The organism is Flagellimonas ochracea, assembly GCF_009903685.1.
Taxonomy (GTDB): Bacteria; Bacteroidota; Bacteroidia; order Flavobacteriales; family Flavobacteriaceae; genus Flagellimonas; species Flagellimonas ochracea.
The window spans coordinates 1-735 of the sequence record NZ_JAAABI010000028.1 but is presented as its reverse complement, the minus strand read 5'-3'; the positions used below and the strand labels follow the sequence as shown (position 1 = coordinate 735).

Here is a 735-nt window from a genome sequence, read left to right as displayed (position 1 = left end):
GACAAAGATGGAGTTTTGACAAAAAGAACTCTATTTGACGAAAATGGAGAAGTGAAAAACGAATAAAAACTATCCATAGTCTAATCTGGCCATGTGTTAAATCAAAGTTCAAAAAAACGATGAGGAATCGTCTAAAACCAAACCATTTAGTCTTAGTAACTTTTTTAATTAGCCTTCTTGGTTGTAAATCAAGAGATGAGCAAATTGCATCGACAATCGAAGGCAGCTACATTTTGAATAAAATTGAACATCAAGGTTTTGATATTACTTCAGAAGTTATAGCAGCTATCCTATCATTTAATACGGATGACAATTTGAAATTCAAACCACCTATAATTAATAGGAAAGTTGGCAAAAGTGAAATGTATGATTGGCTGATTATTGAAGAGGAAAATGAAATCAAAATTAAGTTTGATACCAACAATAAAATTTTCAAGGATGTTTTCAATGTATCATTTAAGATTGATGATTCTAGTAAACAAATTCATCTATTTATGAAATCTAGTAGTACACATATTAGTGCAACAAGGGTGTTTCTGGCTGAAAATTTTGAAGATGTTAAAAGGAAATTAATACTGATTAATTGAAAATGAATTACCAAAGTTCAGATAAACGATTAATATATAAGATGATCAAATACATCTAAATAAACAAGTACCCATCATTTTAATAATTATGAAGACAAAATTGATTTTGTTATTTGCTTTGTCATTAACATTCATTTCGCAAGCCCAA

At 28.7% G+C, this 735-nt stretch carries 1 protein-coding gene; it reads left to right on the top strand.

From position 1 onward, the window contains the following. Positions 1-119: 119 nt before the first annotated feature. The gene (locus GTQ34_RS16610) at positions 120-587 is read left to right on the top strand and encodes a hypothetical protein (RefSeq protein ID WP_166524928.1); all 468 of its coding nucleotides are present in this window, start codon (positions 120-122) and stop codon (positions 585-587) included. The last annotated feature ends 148 nt before the right edge of the window (positions 588-735 follow it).

Coding starts and splice junctions, on each gene's coding strand:
- GTQ34_RS16610 (WP_166524928.1), top strand. CDS start 120: ATGAGGAATCGTCTAAAACCAAACCATTTAGTCTTAGTAACTTTTTTA.